General features: G+C 71.3%; 15 protein-coding genes. 11 read left to right on the top strand and 4 right to left on the bottom strand.

Going from position 1 to position 15,946, the window contains the following annotated elements; genetic code table 11:
• Positions 1-4: 4 nt before the first annotated feature.
• Positions 5-1,261: a 6-phosphofructokinase gene (locus D1793_RS00670; protein WP_119020437.1), complete on the bottom strand. Its 1,257-nt coding sequence runs from the start codon at positions 1,259-1,261 to the stop codon at positions 5-7.
• Positions 1,262-1,716: 455 nt separating this feature from the next.
• Between D1793_RS00670 and mpl the strand changes: the two genes are divergently transcribed.
• From mpl to D1793_RS00655, 3 genes are read left to right on the top strand one after another with little or no spacing between them, the layout of a single operon-like run.
• Entirely contained in the window at positions 1,717-3,108 is a 1,392-nt protein-coding gene (gene mpl, locus D1793_RS00665) for a UDP-N-acetylmuramate:L-alanyl-gamma-D-glutamyl-meso-diaminopimelate ligase (protein WP_119020436.1), read from the top strand.
• A complete protein-coding gene (locus tag D1793_RS00660) occupies positions 3,101-3,742 on the top strand; it encodes a flavin prenyltransferase UbiX (protein WP_119020435.1) in 642 nt (213 codons plus the stop codon). The genes mpl and D1793_RS00660 overlap by 8 nt, the downstream gene beginning before the upstream one ends.
• Positions 3,739-4,362 carry a LysE family translocator gene (locus D1793_RS00655; protein ID WP_205527602.1) on the top strand — a complete coding sequence of 208 codons (624 nt, stop codon included), beginning with the start codon at positions 3,739-3,741 and terminating at the stop codon, positions 4,360-4,362. The genes D1793_RS00660 and D1793_RS00655 overlap by 4 nt, the downstream gene beginning before the upstream one ends.
• Positions 4,363-4,378: 16 nt before the next feature.
• On the opposite strand, the gene D1793_RS00650 is transcribed toward D1793_RS00655, so the two are convergent.
• The 3 genes from D1793_RS00650 to D1793_RS00640 all read right to left on the bottom strand — a co-directional run bounded on the left by D1793_RS00650 (position 4,379) and on the right by D1793_RS00640 (position 7,649).
• Positions 4,379-5,788, bottom strand: coding sequence for a bifunctional DedA family/phosphatase PAP2 family protein (locus D1793_RS00650; protein ID WP_119020434.1), 1,410 nt, complete (start codon positions 5,786-5,788; stop codon positions 4,379-4,381).
• Between the two features lie 72 nt (positions 5,789-5,860).
• Positions 5,861-6,787, bottom strand: coding sequence for a diguanylate cyclase (locus D1793_RS00645; RefSeq protein WP_119020433.1), 927 nt, complete (start codon positions 6,785-6,787; stop codon positions 5,861-5,863).
• Positions 6,780-7,649: a hypothetical protein gene (locus tag D1793_RS00640; RefSeq protein WP_119020432.1), complete on the bottom strand. Its 870-nt coding sequence runs from the start codon at positions 7,647-7,649 to the stop codon at positions 6,780-6,782. The genes D1793_RS00645 and D1793_RS00640 overlap by 8 nt, the downstream gene beginning before the upstream one ends.
• A gap of 105 nt (positions 7,650-7,754) precedes the next feature.
• On the opposite strand from D1793_RS00640, the gene D1793_RS00635 reads away from it, so the two are divergent.
• The 8 genes from D1793_RS00635 (at position 7,755) to D1793_RS00600 (ending at position 15,904) form a co-directional block, all read left to right on the top strand.
• Positions 7,755-9,047, top strand: coding sequence for a glutamate-5-semialdehyde dehydrogenase (locus D1793_RS00635; RefSeq protein ID WP_119020431.1), 1,293 nt, complete (start codon positions 7,755-7,757; stop codon positions 9,045-9,047).
• A 65-nt stretch (positions 9,048-9,112) separates the two neighbouring features.
• Positions 9,113-9,739: a nicotinate-nucleotide adenylyltransferase gene (nadD, locus tag D1793_RS00630; RefSeq protein ID WP_119023522.1), complete on the top strand. Its 627-nt coding sequence runs from the start codon at positions 9,113-9,115 to the stop codon at positions 9,737-9,739.
• A gap of 139 nt (positions 9,740-9,878) precedes the next feature.
• A complete protein-coding gene (gene rsfS / locus D1793_RS00625) occupies positions 9,879-10,244 on the top strand; it encodes a ribosome silencing factor (RefSeq protein WP_119020430.1) in 366 nt (121 codons plus the stop codon).
• Positions 10,241-10,708: a 23S rRNA (pseudouridine(1915)-N(3))-methyltransferase RlmH gene (gene rlmH, locus D1793_RS00620; RefSeq protein ID WP_119020429.1), complete on the top strand. Its 468-nt coding sequence runs from the start codon at positions 10,241-10,243 to the stop codon at positions 10,706-10,708. Before rsfS ends, rlmH begins: the two co-directional genes overlap by 4 nt.
• A 27-nt stretch (positions 10,709-10,735) precedes the next feature.
• Positions 10,736-12,643 carry a penicillin-binding protein 2 gene (gene mrdA / locus D1793_RS00615; protein WP_119020428.1) on the top strand — a complete coding sequence of 636 codons (1,908 nt, stop codon included), beginning with the start codon at positions 10,736-10,738 and terminating at the stop codon, positions 12,641-12,643.
• A gap of 3 nt (positions 12,644-12,646) precedes the next feature.
• Complete coding sequence (gene rodA, locus D1793_RS00610; protein ID WP_119020427.1) at positions 12,647-13,807, top strand: rod shape-determining protein RodA; 1,161 nt, start codon at positions 12,647-12,649, stop codon at positions 13,805-13,807.
• 43 nt (positions 13,808-13,850) lie between these two features.
• Positions 13,851-14,909 (top strand): lytic murein transglycosylase B, encoded by a 1,059-nt coding sequence (mltB, locus tag D1793_RS00605; protein WP_119020426.1) that lies wholly within the window; start codon positions 13,851-13,853, stop codon positions 14,907-14,909.
• The gene (locus tag D1793_RS00600) at positions 14,906-15,904 is read left to right on the top strand and encodes a septal ring lytic transglycosylase RlpA family protein (RefSeq protein WP_119020425.1); all 999 of its coding nucleotides are present in this window, start codon (positions 14,906-14,908) and stop codon (positions 15,902-15,904) included. Before mltB ends, D1793_RS00600 begins: the two co-directional genes overlap by 4 nt.
• The last annotated feature ends 42 nt before the right edge of the window (positions 15,905-15,946 follow it).

The raw sequence follows: 15,946 nt of genomic DNA, 5'->3' as shown, positions 1-15,946 counted from the left end.
CTTGCTAGAGCTTGAACTCCGGCAGCTTGCGCTCGACCCGGTGCAGCGCCAGCCTGGCCACCTTGGGCAGGCCGTTCTCGAAGGGCGGGAAGTCCTCGCCCTGGATCAGCGGCGACAGGTACTGGCGGCACGCCTCGGTGATGCCGAAGCCATCCTCGCGGATGTACTCCCTGGGCATGAACTTCTCGCGGTTGGCGACCTCGGCCAGCGGGGCCGGCTCGATGGTCCAGCGGTAGGGGGTGTCGGAGACGCGCTTGATGGCAGGCATCATGGAGTTCTTGCCGGCGATCGCCAGCTCCACCGCCTTCTCGCCCACCGCGTAGGCCTGCTCCACGTCGGTCTTCGAGGCCAGGTGGCGGGCGGCGCGCTGCAGGTAGTCGGCCACCGCCCAGTGGTACTTGTAGCCCAGGTCCTGCTTGACCATGCCGGCAAGCGTGGGGGCCACGCCGCCGAGCTGGCGGTGGCCGAAGGCGTCGGTGTTGCCGGAGTCGGCCAGGAAGGTGCCGTCCTCGTAGCGGGCCCCCTCGGAGACCACGATCACGCAGTAGCCATACTTCTTGACCGCCTCGTCGACCCTGGCCATCACCGCGGAGCGATCGAAGGCCACCTCGGGGAAGATCACCAGGTGGGGCGGCTCGCCCTCGCCGTTGCCGGCGAGGGCGCCGGCGGCGGCGATCCAGCCGGCGTGGCGGCCCATCACCTCGAGCACGAACACCTTGGTGGAGGTGGCACACATGGAGGCGATATCCAGGGAGGCCTCCAGGGTGGAGGTGGCGATGTACTTGGCCACGCTGCCGAAGCCCGGGGAGTTGTCGGTGATCGGCAGGTCGTTGTCCACGGTCTTGGGCACGTGGATGGCGGTGAGCGGGTAGCCGAGCTTCTCGGAGAGCTGGGAGACCTTGAGGCAGGTGTCGGCGCTGTCGCCGCCGCCGTTATAGAAGAAGTAGCGGATGTCGTGGGCGCGGAACACCTCGATCAGCCGCTCGTACTGGGCGCGGTGGCTTTCGATGTCCTTGAGCTTGTAGCGGCAGGAGCCGAAGGCGCCGCCCGGGGTGTGGCGCAGCGCGGCAATCGTCTCGTCGGACTCCCGGCTCACGTCGATCAGGTCCTCGGTGAGGGCGCCGATGATACCGTTGTGGCCGGCATAGACCTTGCCGATCTGGTCCGGGTGGCGGCGGCAGGCCTCGATCACGCCGCAGGCGCTGGCATTGATCACGGCGGTGACGCCGCCGGACTGGGCGTAGAAGGCATTGTGGGCCATGGGGCTGTTCCTGCTCCTGGTCGCTGCTGGTCGGGGATAGGGTGACGAAAGTCGGAGGATTCTAGCCGAAAGCGGCCGAGGCTGCATCCGGGGCACTCCTTGCTGTCGCAGATGGCAGTGCCGCTCAAGGCTGTTCCGGCGACAGGCCTCGAGGGGGCGCTACGAGTACGTCCTTGTAGGCTACCTCGGCCCTGCGGCGCTCTCGCGTCCCGCTCCGCTTGCAGGACCGGGGCTGGCCATCCTTGGCCAGCCCGTTCGGAGTAATACTCCTCACCCCTGGTCCTCGGACCCCCTCTCCGGCCTGCCCCCGGCGCCTTTCGCTATCTCCCTCTCGTCACCTGCGATAGCTCTGTCCGGGGTCGCCGGGCGCTGGAGGGGCTCCCGGCGCCATGCTAGTCTCGCCACACCCTGCCGCGGTGGGATGCCGCGGCGCACGTCGGTAGTCAGGAGAGCGCATGCACGTCCATATCCTCGGTATCTGCGGCACCTTCATGGGCAGCCTGGCGCTGCTGGCCCGGGAGCTTGGCCATACGGTCAGCGGCTCGGATGCGGGGGTCTATCCGCCCATGAGCACCCAGCTCGAGGAGGCGGGCATCGCGCTTTGCGAGGGCTATGCCCCGGCCAACCTCGCGCCGCGCCCCGACCTGGTGGTGATCGGCAATGCGCTCTCCCGGGGCAATCCCGAGGTGGAGGCGGTGCTCGACATGGGCCTGCCCTATGTCTCCGGCCCCCAGTGGCTGGCCCAGCAGGTGCTGCCCGGGCGGCGGGTGATCGCGGTGGCCGGCACCCACGGCAAGACCACCACGGCGAGCCTCGTCGCCTGGCTGCTGGAGTCCGCGGGCCAGGCCCCCGGCTTCCTGATCGGCGGGGTGCCGCGCAACTTCGGCGTCTCTGCGCGCCTCGGGGCCCCGGGCGCCCCCTTCGTGGTGGAGGCCGACGAGTACGACACTGCCTTCTTCGACAAGCGCTCCAAGTTCGTCCACTACCGCCCCGAGATCGCGGTGCTGGGCAACCTCGAGTTCGATCATGCGGATATCTTCGAGGACCTTGCCGCCATCGAGCGGCAGTTCCACCACCTGGTGCGTACCGTCCCGGGCCGCGGGCGGCTGCTGGTGGCCGACGGCGAGCCGGCGCTCGACCGCGTGCTGGCCATGGGTGCCTGGACGCCGGTCGCTCGCTTCGGCCGGGACGCCGCGAGCGCCTGGCGCTACGAGCTCGAACGCGAGGACGCCTCGCGCTTCCGGGTGATCCACCAGCAGGGGGAGGGCGATGACAGGGTCGACGAGGATGCCGTGGTGGACTGGCCGCTGACCGGCGACTACAACGCCAGGAATGCCCTGGCGGCGCTGGCCGCCGCCCACGCCTGCGGGGTCGATCTGGCCCGGGGCGCGGCGGCGCTGTCGCGCTTCGAGACCCCGCGGCGGCGCCAGGAGCTGCGCGGCGAGGTGGCCGGCATTCAGGTGATCGACGACTTCGCCCACCACCCCACCGCCATCGCCGCGACCCTCGCCGGCCTGCGCGCCGCCACCGCCCGCGGTCGGCTGCTGGCGGTGATCGAGCCGCGCTCCAACACCATGCGCCTGGGCAGCCTGCGCGACCGCCTGGCCGAGTGCGTGGCCGCCGCGGACATCGCCTACTGGTTCCAGCCGGCGGGGCTCGACTGGTCGCTCGCCCCGGTGATCGCGGCGAGTCCGGTGCCGGGGCACCTCGAGCAGGACCTCGACGTCCTGGTGGCGGCGCTGGTGGCCGAGGCGCGCCCCTATGACCGCATCGTGGTGATGTCCAACGGCGGCTTCGGCGGGATCCATGAGCGACTGCTGGTCGCCCTGGAGGCGGCCCATGGCTGAGCGGAGTCGCGAGAGGCCGGTATCCCCCTTCGGCCCGCCGGTGACGGTGGCGCTCACCGGTGCCTCGGGGGCCCAGTACGGCCTGCGCCTGATCGAGGCGCTGGTGGCCGCCGAGCGCGAGGTGTGGGTGATGATCTCCAAGGCGGCGCATCTGGTGATCGCCACCGAGACCGATGTCGAGCTGCCGGCGCGCCCCGAGCGTCTGGCCGAGGCGCTGGTCGCCCGCAGCGGGGCCCGACCGGGCCAGATCCGCTGCTTCGGGCGCGAGGACTGGATGGCGCCGGTGGCCTCGGGGTCCGGGGCGCCGTCCTCCATGGTGATCTGCCCCTGTTCCACCGGCACCCTCTCGGCGGTGGCCACCGGGGCCAGCAACAACCTGATCGAACGCGCCGCCGACGTGGCCCTGAAGGAGCGCCGCCAGCTGGTGCTGGTGCTGCGCGAGACGCCGCTCTCGGCCATCCACCTGGAGCACATGCTGAACCTCACCCGGCTGGGCGCGGTGGTGCTGCCCGCGGCACCGGGCTTCTATCACCAGCCGAGCACCATCGATGACCTGGTCGACTTCATCGTGGCGCGGATCCTCAACCAGCTCGGCATCGAGCACCGCCTGATGCCGCGCTGGGGCGAGCCGTGATCAGCCTCAAGCTGCTGTCGGTCTTCGTGCCGACCTTCCTCTTCGTCTCCATCACCCCCGGCATGTGCATGACCCTGGCCATGGTGCTGGGGATGACCCAGGGGGTGCGGCGCACCCTGTGGATGATGGCCGGGGAGCTGGTGGGGGTGGGGCTGGTGGCCCTCGCCGCCGGCGCCGGGGTGGCCGCCCTGATGCTGCGCCAGCCGGAACTCTTCGCGCTCTTCAAGTGGCTGGGCGGTGCCTACCTGATCTACCTGGGGGTGATGATGTGGCGCTCCCGGGGGCGCATGGCGATTCCGCTGGAAGAGCTCGAGCTCGCGCCGGCGAGCCGCGGCCAGCTGGCCCTGCAGGGCTTCGTGACGGCGGTGGCCAATCCCAAGGGGTGGGCCTTCTTCGTGGCGCTGCTGCCGCCCTTCCTCGACGCCTCGCGCCCGCTGGGCGGCCAGCTGGCGGTGCTGATCGCCATGATCCTGACCATCGAGTTCCTCTGCCTGACCCTCTACGCCGCCGGCGGCAGCCGGCTGCGGCGTCTCCTCGGCCGTGACGGCAACGTGCGCCTGCTCAACCGCATCGCCGGCGCGCTGATGGTGGGCGTCGGCCTGTGGCTCGCGCTGGGCTGAGCGCCGGCCCCCTGGCCTAGATCGGCGGCAGCCAGGCGATGCGTGCCGCCACCAGCGCAAGCGAGCCGATGCCGAGCCAGACCCAGGGGCAGGGAGCAAGCGGGGCCCGCGGCCTGGCCTGCCAGGCGAGCTGGACCAGCGCGCAGACGACCAGACCCAGCAGGGCGCCGCCCACCAGGTCGCTGAACCAGTGCACGCCGATCACCAGCCGCGACAGCGCCATGACCACGGCGAACAGGATGGCACCCCAGTAGACCCAGTGGCGCTGGCGGTGGGGCAGCTCCCGGGCGATGAAGGCGGCGGCGAGCCCGGCCAGCACCACCGCCGTGGAGCTGTGGGCGCTGGGGTAGGCCATGGAGCCGGTCAGGTAGTCGGGCGTGCCCGGACGTGGGCGATCGAAGAAGGCCTTGCCCCAGGTATTGAGCAGGGCGATCAGGCCGAGCCCGCCGCCGATATGGGCGAAGGCGTCGAGGCGGCGCCGCCACAGCAGCCAGCCCCCCCAGGGCAGCACCAGGGCGAGCACGCCATAGGTGTCGCCCACCCGCGCCAGGGCCTGGCTTGCCGTCTCAAGCCACGGGGTCGCCAGATAGCCGAAGAGGGCGTGCAGGCGCACATCCATCACCAGCGGGCCATCGGCGCCGTGCTGCATCACCATCAGCGTCCAGCCCGAGACGCCTCCCAGCGACAGGATCAGCAGCAGCCAACTGGCCAGGGGCACCTCGCCCCGGGCGCGGGCACTCTGTGACAGCCAGAGCCGGCGCATCACCGGGTGGCGACGCGCGACCCTGGCGAGCAGGCGGTAGAGTCGCCCGCTGCGGCCCACCTGCTGGCGCAGCCAGGAGAAGATCACGATCAGCGCCACCAGGATGGCGGCCAGGGCCACGATCAGCGGCTGGGCGCCCTCGGGGACGTCGAGCAGCTGCTGCCAGGTGCGCCCCAGCAGATAGCCCGGCAGCACGTAGGCTGGGGCCCACAGCGCCGCCGAGGCGAGGTTGGCCCAGGTGAAGGCCCGCGGCGACATCCTGAGCATCCCGGCGATCAGGGGCACCACCGGGCGCACCGGGCCGACGAAGCGGCCGAAGAACACCGAGAGGGTGCCGTAGCGCTGGAAGAAGCGCGCCCCCCGGGCGAGCCACTCCGGGTGGCGCGACAGCGGCCACAGTCGGACCACCCGCTCATGCTGGGTGTAGCCCAGCCAGAAGCTGGCCCAGTCGCCGAGCACCGCCCCGACGAAGGCCGCCAGCATGATGGCGGGCAGCGCCAGCTCCTGATGGCCGGCCAGGGAGGCGGCGGCGGTCATCAGCACCACCCCGGGCACCAGCAGGCCGACCAGGGCCAGGGATTCGACCAGGGCGATGGTGGCGATGATCAGCAGCAGCAGGGTGGGAGAGGGCGTCAGCTGGTAGAGGGCGTCGGCGAGGTTCAAGGAAGGCTCCGTGTCGGGTGGGTCGGGGGCCGGCGTGGGTGGCCGCAGGGTGTGTCGGAACGGGGCGCGAGGTCAGCCATTGACCTGCCGCTGGACGGTGGCCTGCAGTCGCTGCATGAAGTGTCCGGGGGATTCGCCATGGCGCAGATGGCAGTCTGTCAGGCGCGTCTCCACGGGGCCGGTGTCCAGCAGCACCGCGCGATGCAGCGCCTCCTCGAGGCGCTGGTGAACCAGCAGGGCGCCGCTCTCGCTGGTGTCCGGCAGCACGAGCCAGAAATCGGCATCGCCCTCGCGGCCCAGCAGGTCGTGGTCCCGGCTGCAGCGTGCCACGGTATCGCAGAGGGACCCGAGCAGGGCGCGTCGAGCCCCGGGCCCGAACTGCTCGCCAGCCATCTCCAGCTGGGGCAGGTGGATGACCAGTACCGCCAGGCGCTGGTGGAGCAGCTCGGCGCGTTCGCACTCGCTGTGCAGGCGGTCATGCAGGGCGCTGCGCCGGATCGCGTCGCACTCCTCGTCCAGGGGGTCGGTGGCCTGGAGCAGGCTGCGCTGGTGGAGGATCTCCCAGGGGGCGAGGCCAGCCACCATTACCAGGCTCAGGTAGCCCAGCACCAGGTCCAGGTCGAGCAGGTTCTCGCCCAGCAGCAGCCAGAGCGGGGTCAGGGTGAGGTTGAGCAGCATGGCCGGGCCCAGCGGCAGCAGCAGCAGGGTCAGCACCGGAGGCAGGCCCAGCCAGAAGGGGGCGAGGGAGGAGTGCGTGGGCAGCTCCATGGCCACCAGCAGATAGCCGCACACCAGTACCAGGTAGGCCGAGAGTCGGGCGGTCTCCGGCTGGCCCAGGCGCATCAGGGCGGCGGTGATCAGCAGTGGGGCGAGCAGCGCGGGGAGCAGGATGCGGTCGTAGTCGCCGATCAGGTAGAACCAGGCCGCCTGACTGACCAGCAGCAGGGCGGCGAGGGCATAGAGGCCGGCGTGAAGCCGGGTGTGCTGCAGCTCAGCCATGATCCACCTCGCGCGTCGGGCCCGTCGCCTCCGTCTGGCGCTCCAGCGCCCGGCACTCGTCGGCCAGCGAGACGACCCGCGAGAGCGGCGTGGCGCGCAGCCGCTGGATCGGCCCCAGCGCGGCCAGCAGTTCGGCGCGCCGGCGCTCGGCCTGCTCGGCATCCGGAGAGAGCAGCAGGGCGGCCAGGGTACGGCCATCGAGCCGATAGCAGTGCTCGAAGCTGCGGGTCAGGGTGCACAGCCGCTGGGCCTGGTGCCAGAAGCGTCTGCGACCCGTGCGCAGCAGCACGAGCTCGCCATGCACCCCGTCGCGGCGGATCCGGGCCCGTTCCCGGGGCAGGTCGCGGCCCAGCTGGGCGCGCGGCCAGAGGCGCAGGCCGGGCGCCAGGTGGGCGCGGCGGCGTGCGATGCCGCGCAGCGGCGCCAGATCGCGGGAGCGGGAGAGCCCGAGCAGCAGTAGCGCCGCCAGCACCGCGCCGGAGAAGGCCGCCTGTTCCGGCGGCATGGCGTGGGCCAGCCAGCCCCAGGAGAGCGCGGCCAGCAGCAGGTTGAGGACGGACATCCAGGCCGGCTGGGGGAGCATGACCAGGGCCGCCCAGGCCCACAGCCAGATCGGAAAGCGCTCGGGGGCGGTGAGCAGCAGGGCGGTGAGCAGCAGGCTGGGCAGCAGCTGCCAGGGCACCAGGGGCGGCCGGCGATGGCTGAACTCCACCAGCACGGCCGAGACGGCCAGCCAGCCGGCGGCCATCCACAGCAGCAGGGCCTCGGTGAGATTCGCCGATGCCGGGGCCATCAGCGCCGGCAGCAGGGCCGCCAGCAGCAGGTTGAGGCGCAGCAGGCCGACTTTGTACTTGCTCTGCATGGTGGCTTACTATGACTCCCTTTCCCGTATTCGCGCGGCCAGGCTGCGCCAGTATAACGTCGTGGCCGCTCCCTCTGGCCACGCCCACAGGAGACCTCTTTCGGCATGTCAGCACAAGTCATCTCCACCGACGAGGCGATCCGGGACGTCGAGACCTACATGGCCGGGCTCGGCCAGGCGGCCCGCCAGGCCGCGGCCGCCATGCGTCGCGCCTCCAGCGGCGCCAAGAACGCCGCCCTGCTGGCCATCGCGGCGCGCCTCGAGGCGCAGCGCGCGGCGATCGCCGCGGCCAACGCCGAGGACATGGCCCGCGGCCGTGACGGCGGGCTCGACGCCGCGCTGCTCGACCGCCTGGAGCTCACGGCGCCGCGCATCGACGCCATGATCGAGGGGCTCCGCCAGGTGGCGGCGCTGCCCGACCCGGTCGGCGAGATCGACGGCCTGCGCTATCGGCCGAGCGGGATCCAGGTGGGGCAGATGCGCGTGCCGCTGGGTGTGATCGGTATCATCTACGAGTCGCGGCCCAACGTCACCGTCGAGGCGGCGAGCCTGTGCCTCAAGTCCGGCAATGCGGCGATCCTGCGCGGCGGCAGCGAGGCGCGCGCCTCCAATGCCGCCATCGCCGCCTGCCTCCGCGATGGCCTGGCCGATGCCGGGCTCCCCGAGGGCGCCGTGCAGGTGGTGGCCACCACTGACCGCGCCGCCGTGGGTCGCCTGATCGCCATGCCCGAGTATGTCGACGTGATCATTCCCCGCGGCGGCAAGTCGCTGATCGAGCGGATCTCCCGCGAGGCCCGGGTGCCGGTGATCAAGCACCTGGACGGCGTCTGCCATGTCTACGTGGATGCCACCGCGGATCTCGACAAGGCCTTCGCCATCGCCGTCAACGCCAAGACCCACCGCTACGGCACCTGCAACACCATGGAGACCCTGCTGGTGGATGCGCCGGTGGCCGAGCGGCTGCTGCCACGGCTGGCCGCGGCCTACGCCGAGCACGGCGTGGAGCTGCGCGGCTGCGAGCGCACCCGGGCGATCCTGCCCGAGGCCGCTGCCGCCAGCGAGGCGGACTGGGGCACGGAGTACCTGGCGCCGGTGCTGGCGGTGCGCGTGGTGGAGGGCATCGAAGCCGCCATCGAGCACATCGAGCGCCACGGCTCCCACCATACCGACGCCATCGTCACCGACGACTACGGCTTGGCGCGGCGCTTCCTGGCCGAGGTGGACTCCAGCTCGGTGATGGTCAACGCCTCCACTCGCTTTGCCGACGGCTTCGAGTATGGCCTGGGCGCCGAGATCGGCATCTCCACCGACAAGCTCCACGCCCGCGGGCCGGTGGGCCTCGAGGGGCTGACCACCCGCAAGTACGTGGTGCTGGGCGACGGCCAGATCCGCCAGTGAGCCAGGGCGTGCACCTGCCGCTGCCCGCGGGGGAGGCCGACCCGCCGCGCGTGCCGCGCATCGCCATGCTCGGCGGCACCTTCGACCCGGTGCACCTGGGTCACCTGCGCAGCGCCGTGGAGCTTCGCGAGGCGCTCGAGCTGGATCGGGTCCACATGATCCCGGCCAGCGTGCCGCCGCTGCGCGGCGAGCCGCGGGTCTCCCCGGAACAGCGCCTGGCGCTGCTGCGCCTCGGTATCGGTGACACGCCCGGCCTGGTCGCCGACCCCCGGGAGCTGCACCGGGCGGGTCCCTCCTTCAGCGCCGACACCCTGGCCTCGCTGCGCGAGGAGGTCGGCCCCGGGGCGCGCCTGGTGATGGCGCTGGGCCACGACGCCTTCCTGCGCCTGGCCGACTGGCACGAGCCCGAGCGGCTCTTCGCCCTGGCCCACCTGGTGGTGATCGACCGCCCCGACTTCGAGGCGCCGCTGCCGGCGGCCCTGGGCGCGCTGATCGCCGGTCGCGAGGTGGTCGGCGTGGAGGCGCTGATGGCGAGTCCCGCCGGTGGCCTGCTGCGCCTGGCGCTGCCCTCGCGCATGGCGATCTCGGCCACCGAGGTGCGCCGCCGCCTGGCCCAGGGCAGAAGCGTGCGCTACCTGCTGCCCGAGGCGGTGGAGCGCCACCTGCTCGAGCACGGCCTCTATCGCAGCTGACTTCCTGAAGCACACCGTTGAGGGGCGCCGGCGGCAGGCCGAGCCGTGTGGCGATGGCAGAAAGGCCGGGAACGGGCGCTGCCAGCGGGCGGTCAACCCGGTACAATGGCGGATCAACGACATTCAGACAGAAGACCCTATGCAAACTGACGCACTCAAGACTCTGGTGATCGACGCGCTGGAGGATCTCAAGGCCAAGGACATCGCCCTGCTGGATGTCTCGCACCTGACCAGCGTGACCGACCTGATGGTCATCGCCAGCGGCACCTCTACCCGTCACGTCTCGGCCCTGGCCGGCAACGTGGTCCAGAAGGCCAAGGAGGCCGGCCTCCAGCCGCTGGGCGTCGAGGGCGAGAACGGCGCCGACTGGGTGCTGGTCGACCTGGGTGACGTGGTGGTGCACGTGATGCTGCCGGAAACTCGCCAGCTCTACGACCTCGAGCGCCTGTGGGCCGACCTGCCCAGCGACGCCGAGCGCAGCGAGGGCGAGGCCTCCGGCGCATGAGGGTCCGCCTGCTGGCGGTGGGCACCCGCATGCCCGCCTGGGTCACGGAGGGGGTCGAGGAGTACCGCAAGCGACTCCCGCGGGACTTCGCCCTCGAGGTGGAGGAGATCGCTCCCGGCCAGCGCGGCAAGAATGCCGACATTCCCCGTGCCATCGCCCAGGAGGCCGAACGCATCCGGGCCCGCCTGCGCGGTGACGAGCATGTCGTGGCCCTGGAGGTGGGGGGCAAGCCGTGGAGCACCGAGCAGCTCGCCACCCACGCCGAGGCCTGGCGCCTCGACGGGCACGACGTGGCGCTGCTGGTGGGCGGCCCCGACGGACTCGAGCCGGGGCTTTCCGCCGCCGCCGATCAACGCTGGTCGCTGTCGCCGCTGACCCTGCCTCACCCGCTGGTACGGATCCTGCTCGCCGAGCAGCTCTACCGTGCCTGGACCCTGATGGTGGGCCACCCCTACCACCGCTGACCGAGCCACCGCCTGGCCGAGAGTGCGATGCGCAAGAATCGCGACAACCTCAAGAGCCCCGAGCAGGAGCTGCGCATCTTCCGGGTGCGTGCGCTGCTCGCCGCCGTGCTGGTGTTCGCCATGACCGGCCTGCTGATGGGGCGGCTGGCCTACCTGCAGGTGGTCCAGCACGAGCTCTACAGCACCCGCTCCGAGAAGAACCGCGTGCGGGTGGAGCCGCTTCCCCCCACCCGTGGTTTGATCTACGACCGCAACGGCGTGCTGCTGGCCGAGAATCGGCCCACCTACAACCTCACCCTGGTGCGCGAACGGGTCGATGACCTGGACGCGACCCTGGGGCTGCTGGTGGAGCTGCTCGAGCTCTCCGGCGAGGAGGCCGAGGCGTTCCGGCTGCGCTCCCGCCAGCGCCAGCGCCCCTTCCAGCCGGCGCTGCTGATGAGCGACCTCGACGAACAGCAGATCGCCCGGGTGTCGGTCAACCGCCACCTGCTGCCCGGCGTCGAGGTGGAGGCGCAGCTGCTGCGCTACTACCCGGATGCCGAGGTGATGGCCCACGCGCTGGGCTATGTGGGCCGCATCAACGCCGAGGAGCTGGCAACCCTGGATACCGGCCGCTACGCCGGCACCCACTTCATTGGCAAGACCGGCGTCGAGCGCTTCTACGAGGACGAGCTGCATGGCCAGGCGGGGCTGCGCAAGGTGGAGACCAATGCCCGCGGACGAGTACTGCGCGAACTGGGGCGTACCGATCCGGTGCCGGGCCAGCATCTGACCCTGACCCTCGACAAGAAGATGCAGAAGCTGGCCTATGAGCTGCTCGACGGCCGCCGCGGCTCCATCGTCGCCATCGCGCCGAAGACCGGCGAGATCCTGGCCATGGTCTCGGCGCCGGGGTTCGACAGCAACCAGTTCGTCACCGGCATCGACGTGGCCTCCTATCGGGCGCTGCAGGAGAACCTCGACCTGCCGCTCTACAACCGGGCCATCCGCGGCCACTATCCGCCGGGCTCCACCATCAAGCCCTTCCTGGCCCTGGCCGGGCTGGCCGAGGGGATCATCACGCCGGATCGGGCGATCCATGACCCCGGCTTCTACCAGCTGCCCAACGACTCCCGTCGCTACCGCAACTGGCTGCGCTGGGGGCACGGTCGGGTCGACATGGAGCGCTCCATCGCCGTCTCCAACAACACCTACTACTACTCGCTGGCCCACGAGATGGGCATCGACCGGCTCCATGACAACATGAGCGCCTTCGGCTTCGGACAGCGGGTGGGCCACGACGTGTTCGGCGAGAGCACGGCGCTGATGCCCTCCCGGGACTGGAAGCGCGGGCGCTTCAACCAGCCCTGGTACCCGGGGGAGACCCTCTCGGTCGGCATCGGCCAGGGTTACTGGCAGGTTACCCCGCTGCAGCTGGCCACCGCCACCGCAGTGCTGGCCAACCGCGGCGACTGGGTCAAGCCGCGCCTGGCCAGCCGCATCGGTGACCGGGAGGTGCCGGCCCGGGTCGCCGACACGCCCGCGGACATCGAGATCCCCAACGACGCCTGGTGGGATCGGGTCTTCTCCGGCATGGAGAAGGTGCTCACCGGTCACGAGGGCACGGCGCGGCGCACCGGGGTCGGGCTCGAGTACCGCATGGCCGGGAAGTCCGGCACCGCCCAGGTCTTCTCGCTGGGCCAGGACCAGCGCTACAACGCCGAGGAGCTGGCCGAGCGGCTGCGCGACCACGCGCTGTTCATGGCCTTCGCGCCCACCGAGGACCCCCAGATCGCGGTGTCGGTGATCGTCGAGAACGCCGGGGGCGGCAGCACCCACGCCGCCCACCTGGCCCGGGCCATGACCGATGCCTGGCTGCTCAGGGATCGCGAGCTCGACGTGGAGGAGCTGCGCGAGGCAATGGAGGAAGACGATGGCCGAATCGCGGGGAACTGAGTCATGGGCATGATCGACCTCTCCCGGGTGCTGCGTCCCTACCCGGTGCGGGCCCCGGCCAGCGGGATCCCCCGGCGCCGCAGCCTGTGGGAGCGGCTTCACCTGGACCCCTGGCTGCTGGGCATGCTGCTGGTGCTGATGGCGGCGGGCCTGGTGGTGCTCTACAGCGCCAGCGGCCAGCGCATCGACGCGGTGATCGCCCAGGGCCTCCGCTTCGGGGTGGCGCTGGTGGTGATGTTCGCCCTCGCCCAGCTCTCGCCGGCCAGCCTGCTGCGCTGGGCGCTGCCGGCCTATCTGCTGGGAGTGCTGCTGCTGGTGGCGGTGGAGCTCGTCGGTGACGTTGGCATGGGGGCCCAGCGCTGGCTGGTGATCCCCGGCGTCATCCGCTTCCAGCCCTCGGAGATGATGAAGCTGGCCGTGCCGCTGATGGTGGCCGCCTACCTCAGCCGCCAGGAGCTCCCCCCACGGCTGCGCGACATCGCGGTATGCGGCGTGCTGATCGCCGTGCCGGTCGTGCTGATCGCCAAGCAGCCCGACCTCGGCACCTCGCTGCTGGTGACCTCGGCGGCGGTCTTCGTGGTGCTGCTGGCCGGGCTCTCCTGGCGCTTTATCGCCGCCCTGGCGGTGATCGCCGCGGCGGCGCTGCCGCTGCTGTGGATGAACCTGCACAACTACCAGCGCCAGCGGGTGCTGACCTTCCTCGATCCCAACAGCGACCCCCTGGGCTCGGGCTGGAACATCATCCAGTCCACCACCGCCATCGGCAGCGGGGGGGTGTTCGGCAAGGGCTGGCTGCAGGGCACCCAGTCCCAGCTGGAGTTCCTGCCCGAGCGCCATACCGACTTCATCGTCGCCGTGCTCGGCGAGGAGTTCGGCCTGGTCGGCATCGTGGCGATCCTGCTGCTCTACCTGCTGATCATCACTCGCGGCCTGTGGCTCGCCGCCGGTGCCCAGGACACCTTCGGGCGCCTGATGGCGGGCAGCATCATCCTCACCTTCTTCATCTACGTCTTCGTCAATGTGGGCATGGTCAGCGGCATCCTGCCGGTGGTCGGCGTGCCGCTGCCGCTGGTCAGCTACGGGGGCACCTCCAGCGTGACCTTGATGGCGGGTTTCGGTATTCTCATGGCCATTCACGCGCACCGTCGCTTGCTCCCGCGCTAGTGCCGCTGCGGGCATCCGGCTGCCGAATCAGGGAGAGAGCTGCATGTTACGGATTCGAAACCATGGCGTGAGGGCGCTGGTCGCGATGGCTGCCCTGGGCGTGTCGATGAGCCCCCTGGCGGCGGATTTCGACCCGCGCAGCCACGCCGAGACGCGTCAGCTGGTCGAGGAGCTGGCCGCCAAGGGGATAGAGCGCGACTGGCTCGAGGCCGCCATGGCCTCCGCCGACTTCCAGCAGGGCGTCTTGGACGCCATGGCCGGTGCCGCCGAGCGTCGCCTGCGCTGGGACGAGTATCGCGAGATCTTCCTGCAGCCCGAGCGTATCCACCGCGGCGTCACCTTCCTCGAGGTGCATCGCGATGCCTTCGAGCGCGCCGAGGACGAGTATGGCGTGCCCGCCGAGGTGATCGCCGCCATCATCGGCGTCGAGACCAGCTACGGGCGCTTCACCGGCCGCCACCGGGTGATCGACTCCCTGGCCACCCTGGCCTTCCACCACCCGACCCGGGGCGGCTTCTTCCGCGGCGAGCTGGCCGCCTTCCTCGAGATCACCCACGAGCAGGGCGTCGACCCCGGCGAGCTCACCGGCTCCTATGCCGGCGCCATGGGCTACCCGCAGTTCATCCCGACCAGCTACCGCGCCTATGCGGTGGACTTCGACGACGATGGCATCCGCGATCTCTGGACCAACCCGGTGGACGCCATAGGCAGCGTGGGCAACTACTTTGCCGAGCATGGCTGGCGAGCCGGCGAGGCGATCTATCACGATGCCGAGGGACCCGCGACCCCGCCGGAGACCATCGAATTCAACCGCGCCGCGCGCCCGCCGGCCGTGGCGGCGAGCGACGTCGCCGAGGCCGGGATCACGGTGCCCGATGCCTTCGATGCCGATCGTCCGCTGCTGCCGGTCTCCCTGGAGGACGGCGAGGACAACTGGCGCTATGTGCTCGGCGACCACAACTTCTACGTGATCACCCGCTACAACCACAGCCATCTCTATGCCATGGCGGTGACCGAGCTGGCCGAGGCCATCGAAGCGGCGCGGGCGCTGGATGCCCACTGGCTGCAGGCGGTGCAGGCCAACGGGGAGGGGCAGCCATGAGCGCCCGGCTGGGGTGGCTGGTGGCGGCCGCAGCGTCCGTGCTGCTGGCGGGCTGTGCCGGCAGCGGCGGCCAGGCCCCGTCGAGCTCCTCGGAGATGCGCTCGGCGGCGCCGTCCGCCGCACCGGCCGGCGGGGGGCGCTACGCCATGTCCGGGGACGCCTACCCCCTGGATCCCCCTGACGTCAGCCAGATTCCCGATGCGGTGCCGCGGCTCGAGCCGCCGTCCCGGGGCGGCAACCGACCGACCTACGAGGTGTGGGGCAAGACCTACCAGGTGCTGCCCGACGCCCGCGGCTACGCCCGCCAGGGCACGGCCTCCTGGTACGGCGAGAAGTTCCACGGCTACGCCACCTCCAACGGCGAAATCTACGACATGTACAAGATGACCGCCGCCCACCGCTCGTTGCCGCTGCCGAGCTACGTGCGGGTCACCAGCCTGGACAACGGCCGCTCGGCGATCGTGCGGGTCAACGACCGGGGGCCCTTCCACAACGACCGCGAGATCGATCTCTCCTATGCCGCCGCCGCGCGGCTGGAGATACTGGAGCGCGGCACCGGGCGGGTGAAGGTGGAGGCGATCGACGTGGAGCAGTGGCTCGCCGAGAACGGCGGGGGCGGCTCCCGCAGCGCGACCGCCGCAGTCGCCCCGCCGGCCCGTCAGGCGGCAAGCCAGGTGGCCTTGGCCCCTGCGCCGCAGGCCGCACCCGTGGCGCCCGCCGCCGCGTCCACCAATGGTGCTGCCACGTCCGGCAGCCCCGCGGATGGCCGCCCCATCTACCTCCAGATCGCCGCCCTGGGCTCCGCCGAGAGCGCCCAGGCGCTGCAGGCCAGGCTCCAGGCCGAGCTCTCCCGCCCGGTGCGGGTGGCCACCTCGACCGGCGTGCACCGGGTGCAGGTCGGTCCGCTGGCCAGCGCCGACCAGGTGGAGCCCGTGCGCGGCGAGCTGCGCCGGGCCGGGTTCGAGCAGAGCTTTATCGTCAACGGCGCCGAGTGATCGGCGCTGGGTCCCTTTCCCCTGAGCGTTCCATGAGAGCTG

The sequence above is a fragment of the Halomonas sp. JS92-SW72 genome (genome assembly GCF_003547075.1).
GTDB classification, from domain to species: domain Bacteria; phylum Pseudomonadota; class Gammaproteobacteria; order Pseudomonadales; family Halomonadaceae; genus Halomonas; species Halomonas alkalicola.
The sequence above is the reverse complement of the archived record's forward strand: the minus strand, read 5'-3'. Positions and strand labels throughout refer to the sequence as shown.

Coding starts and splice junctions, on each gene's coding strand:
- D1793_RS00645 (WP_119020433.1), bottom strand. CDS start 6,787: ATGGCTGAGCTGCAGCACACCCGGCTTCACGCCGGCCTCTATGCCCTC.
- D1793_RS00635 (WP_119020431.1), top strand. CDS start 7,755: ATGTCAGCACAAGTCATCTCCACCGACGAGGCGATCCGGGACGTCGAG.
- rsfS (WP_119020430.1), top strand. CDS start 9,879: ATGCAAACTGACGCACTCAAGACTCTGGTGATCGACGCGCTGGAGGAT.
- D1793_RS00660 (WP_119020435.1), top strand. CDS start 3,101: ATGGCTGAGCGGAGTCGCGAGAGGCCGGTATCCCCCTTCGGCCCGCCG.
- rodA (WP_119020427.1), top strand. CDS start 12,647: ATGGGCATGATCGACCTCTCCCGGGTGCTGCGTCCCTACCCGGTGCGG.
- D1793_RS00670 (WP_119020437.1), bottom strand. CDS start 1,261: ATGGCCCACAATGCCTTCTACGCCCAGTCCGGCGGCGTCACCGCCGTG.
- mrdA (WP_119020428.1), top strand. CDS start 10,736: ATGCGCAAGAATCGCGACAACCTCAAGAGCCCCGAGCAGGAGCTGCGC.
- nadD (WP_119023522.1), top strand. CDS start 9,113: ATGCTCGGCGGCACCTTCGACCCGGTGCACCTGGGTCACCTGCGCAGC.
- D1793_RS00640 (WP_119020432.1), bottom strand. CDS start 7,649: ATGCAGAGCAAGTACAAAGTCGGCCTGCTGCGCCTCAACCTGCTGCTG.
- mltB (WP_119020426.1), top strand. CDS start 13,851: ATGTTACGGATTCGAAACCATGGCGTGAGGGCGCTGGTCGCGATGGCT.
- rlmH (WP_119020429.1), top strand. CDS start 10,241: ATGAGGGTCCGCCTGCTGGCGGTGGGCACCCGCATGCCCGCCTGGGTC.
- mpl (WP_119020436.1), top strand. CDS start 1,717: ATGCACGTCCATATCCTCGGTATCTGCGGCACCTTCATGGGCAGCCTG.
- D1793_RS00600 (WP_119020425.1), top strand. CDS start 14,906: ATGAGCGCCCGGCTGGGGTGGCTGGTGGCGGCCGCAGCGTCCGTGCTG.